This is a genomic window from Kyrpidia sp., from assembly GCF_023512215.1.
GTDB classification, from domain to species: domain Bacteria; phylum Bacillota; class Bacilli; order Kyrpidiales; family Kyrpidiaceae; genus Kyrpidia; species Kyrpidia spormannii.
In genome coordinates, this window is sequence record NZ_JAILZZ010000101.1 from 1 (window position 1) to 3,696 (window position 3,696).

Annotated in this window: 2 protein-coding genes and 1 pseudogene; all 3 read left to right on the forward strand. The window is 64.7% G+C overall.

Annotated features, from left to right (window positions below; all coding sequences use genetic code 11):
* Window positions 1-366 (forward strand): annotated as a pseudogene (locus tag K6T64_RS16445) (DHA2 family efflux MFS transporter permease subunit); the annotation flags it as partial.
* A gap of 315 nt (window positions 367-681) precedes the next feature.
* Complete coding sequence (locus K6T64_RS16450) at window positions 682-2,172, forward strand: efflux RND transporter periplasmic adaptor subunit (RefSeq protein WP_288011239.1); 1,491 nt, start codon at window positions 682-684, stop codon at window positions 2,170-2,172.
* Window positions 2,169-3,696, forward strand: a 1,528-nt coding sequence (locus K6T64_RS16455) for an efflux RND transporter permease subunit (protein WP_288011242.1), incomplete at its 3' end; no start/stop codon positions are given. The genes K6T64_RS16450 and K6T64_RS16455, both read left to right, overlap by 4 nt.

Sequence of the window (3,696 nt, forward strand, 5' to 3'; positions counted from 1 at the left end):
GTGAGCGCCTCCTTCGGCATCGCGGCGCTCACCACGATTCTCCAGCAGCGTTCGGCGGTGCAATTGTCCCGGATCAGCGACGGGGTGACCATCGACTCGGTGCCCTTCGCTCAACTCCAGGCCCAAGTGAGCGCCGGGCTGAGCCAGGCCGGGGTTGACCCGACGACGGCGGCGAGCGGCGCAGTGGCGGTTCTGGCGGGCCTGATCCAGAAGGAGGCGGTGACCCAGGCCATCGCCGATACGTTCATGATGGCGTCGATTCCGCTGTTCTTCGCCCTGCCGCTCATTTTCTTCCTAAGGGGCCGGCCCAAGACCCAGCCGGCGCAGACCGGGACGCCGGCGGCTCCCGTCAAAGCCGAGGGGTGAGGCGCTGGCTCCATAAGATCTTCAAGCATTCTCCACAACCCGTCCACAAGCGCGCAGTACAATGGGTTCAGTATGGCCCAGCCGAGTCCGGACGTTCGGGTTGGGCACGGATGGGCGGTGACCTGTCGAGGTCGGGAAGCCGATCGTCCCGGATCGGCCCCCGGCGGAGGCTGGGCGCAGACGGCGACCCTCGGGAGTTCGGCCCCCGTTGTCGGGGGGGCCTCCGGCTCCCGGCCGCCGCCCGATGATCATCGGATCGGGAGTGCACACATCTTTCGGAGGATTTCTGAGTTCACATCCTCAAGGAGGGACATGATGAACGGACGCCGCCTCGCATTCTTTCTCGCCGCCCTGGCCCTCGCCGGCGGGTCGGTCGCCGGTTGCGCGGCGGGCAACAGGGCTGCAACGACCCGCCAGAGCCGGGCGATCCCGGTCGAGACCACGGTGGTCAAACAGGGGACCATCGGCGGGACGCTGACCCTGGCCGGCCAGATCCAGGCCTCGACGCTGACCAACGTGGCGCCGAAACAGTCGGGGAAAGTGGTTCAGGTCCTGGTGCAGGTGGGGGATATGGTCAAAGCCGGCCAGCCCCTCATACGCCTCGATACCTCGGACCTGGAAAGTCAACTCCGTCAGCAGCAGGCTTCGCTCCAGGTGGCCCGCGCCCAGCTCGACAAGGCGAAATCGGACGCCCAAAACAGTTCTTCCCAAGCTTCTTCGGCGCTCAGCCAGGCTCAGATTGCCTTGCAGGACGCTCAGACGACATACAACCGAACCAAGAGCTTGTTTGATGCGGGCGCGGCTTCGCAGCAGGAACTGGATCAGGCTTCGACCGCTCTGCAGACCAAGCAGGCGGCCTACGACGCAGCCCTGCAGCAATACCGGACCGCCGCTCCGGGGGGGGATCCGATGAACCAGGATTCGATCAAGGTCGCCCAAGCCCAAGTGGCCCAGGCCGAGGCCGCTGTGGCGAACATTCAGCATCAGATCGATCAAATGACGGTGGCGGCGCCGGTGGGCGGGGTCGTGGCGAGCCGGGCGGTGGAAGTCGGAGAATATGCGAGTCCCGGGGCCTCGGCGGTGACCATCGCCCAGACGGACCCCGTCAAACTGACGGTTCAGGTGCCGGAGACCGCCGTCAATGAGGTCAAGCCCGGCATGGGGGTGCGGGTGGACGTCCAGTCGGCTGGAGTGACCGGACTCAAGGGCACCTTGGCGCGGATCAGCCCGGTGGAGGATAACAACTCGAAATCTTACCCGGCCGATGTGGAGATTTCCAATGCGGATGGCAAACTGAAACCGGGCATGGTGGCCCAGGTCACGGTGGAAGGCCTTCCTCCGGTCAGAGGGTTGGTGATCCCGGCGTCGGCCATCGTGGAGACGGCCGATGGCCCGAAAGTGTTCACCGTGGTCAATAACGTTGCCCATCAACATCTGATTCAGATTGGCGCCGTGGACAGTCAACATGTCCAGGTGGTGAAAGGCCTGAACGAAGGGGATGTGCTCGTCGTTGCCGGTCAGGAGCTCCTCGGCGAAGGGGCCCAGGTCACCGTGGTGCAGTCCGGCCAGGCTGGCGGTTCGGGTGCTGCGGCCGGTGCGGGGCAAAGCGCCGGCTCGGGTCGCGGAGGCGGCGCCGGTCAAAACGGCGGTTCGGCCGGCGGTACCCGGATGGCCGCCCAGAATGGTCCGGGACAGACGGGCCGCCACGGTGGCGCGGGGCAAACCGGCGGGCAGGGGCCGTCGGGACAACCGGCAAACGGAACGAAAGGCGGAGGCGCCGGGACGGCGTCGGGTAGCGGGCAATGAAAATCGCGGATTTTTCCATTGAACGGCCCGTAACCATTTCGATGATCATGATCGCCCTGATCTTGGTCGGCGTCATCGCCCTCCCCCTGCTCAGGGTTGACCTGTATCCCTCGATGAACATCCCGGTGGCGGTGGTCACCGCGAGCTGGTCAGGGGCGTCGCCGGAAGAGATGGAACGCCAGGTCACCGAGCCCTTGGAGGCGGCGATGGCTTCGGTGCCGGGCGTGAATCAGATCAGTTCCACCTCCAACCAGGGAGGTTCCGTGGTCAGGGTCCAATTCGGCTACGGGGTGAATTTGGACCAGGCCATGCTCACCATGCGGGACCGGGTTGCCCGGGTGCAGCGCCAGTTGCCCGACGGGGTCGACACGCCCCAGGTAATGAAGATCGACCCCAACAATACGCCCATTCTGACGGTGGCCATGTCCGGCCCCTTGGATCCGGTCGAACTCAAGCGCCTGGCCGACGACGTGGTGCAGACCCGGCTGTCCCGGGCGGACGGCGTGGCGTCCGTGTCGGTTTCCGGCGGCCGGCAGCGCCAGATCCAGGTGGTTCTAGACCCCATCAAAATGCAGGCCTACGGCCTGTCGCTGAATCAGGTGATTCAAGCCCTGCAATCGGACAACACATCGGCCGACGCCGGCGTGGTGGATCAGGGGAACCGCCAGATTGTCGTCCATGTCACCGGAGATTTCCAGTCCCCTCAGGACATCGGCAACGTGCCCATCCATCTGGGAGGCGGAGGGACGGGCGGGGCGGCCGGCGGCGGAACGGGATCCGGGGCCCCGGCTCCCGCGGTCCTGTATCTCAAGGACATCGCCGATATTCAGGACACCTTTGCCGAGGTGACCCAGGAGGCGAGGCTGAACAACCAGCCCAGCGTGAGTCTCGACGTGTATAAGGTGTCGGACGGCAACACGGTCCAGGTGTCGAACAACGTGCGCCAAGAACTGCAGAATCTGCAGAAAGTGCTGCCCCCTTCGATCAAGCTCACGGTCATCTCGGATCAGGCCACGTTCATTAAACAGGCGATCGACACCGTGGTGAACCACACGCTCACCGGTGCGCTGTTCGCCATTGTGGTCCTGTATCTCTTCCTGCGCAGGGTGCGGACCACGCTGATCATCGGCGTGGTGATTCCGATCTCGGTGATCAGCACCTTCTCGCTGATGTATTTCAGCAACCAGACGATCAACATCGTCACTCTGGGCGGTTTGGCCCTGGGGCTCGGTTCGTTGGTCGACTTTGCCGTGGTGGTGCTGGAGAGCATTTTCCGATACCGGAATCAGGGGCTCGATCCCAAGGAAGCGGCGAAACAGGGCACCGCCGAGGTGGGGACGGCCGTGCTGGCGTCGGCTCTGTCCCAGATCGTCGTCTTTGCGCCGATCGCGTTTACCCAAGGGCTCGCTCAGCAGTTGTTCGGACCGTTGGCCCTCACGGTAAGCTTTTCCCACCTCGCGGCCCTTTTCGGCAGCTTGACGTTGGTGCCCATGCTCGCCTCGCGGTGGATGCCGAAGACCGATG

Excerpts from the sequence above, each read along its gene's own strand:
- K6T64_RS16450 (WP_288011239.1), top strand. The coding sequence starts at position 682 with ATGAACGGACGCCGCCTCGCATTCTTTCTCGCCGCCCTGGCCCTCGCC.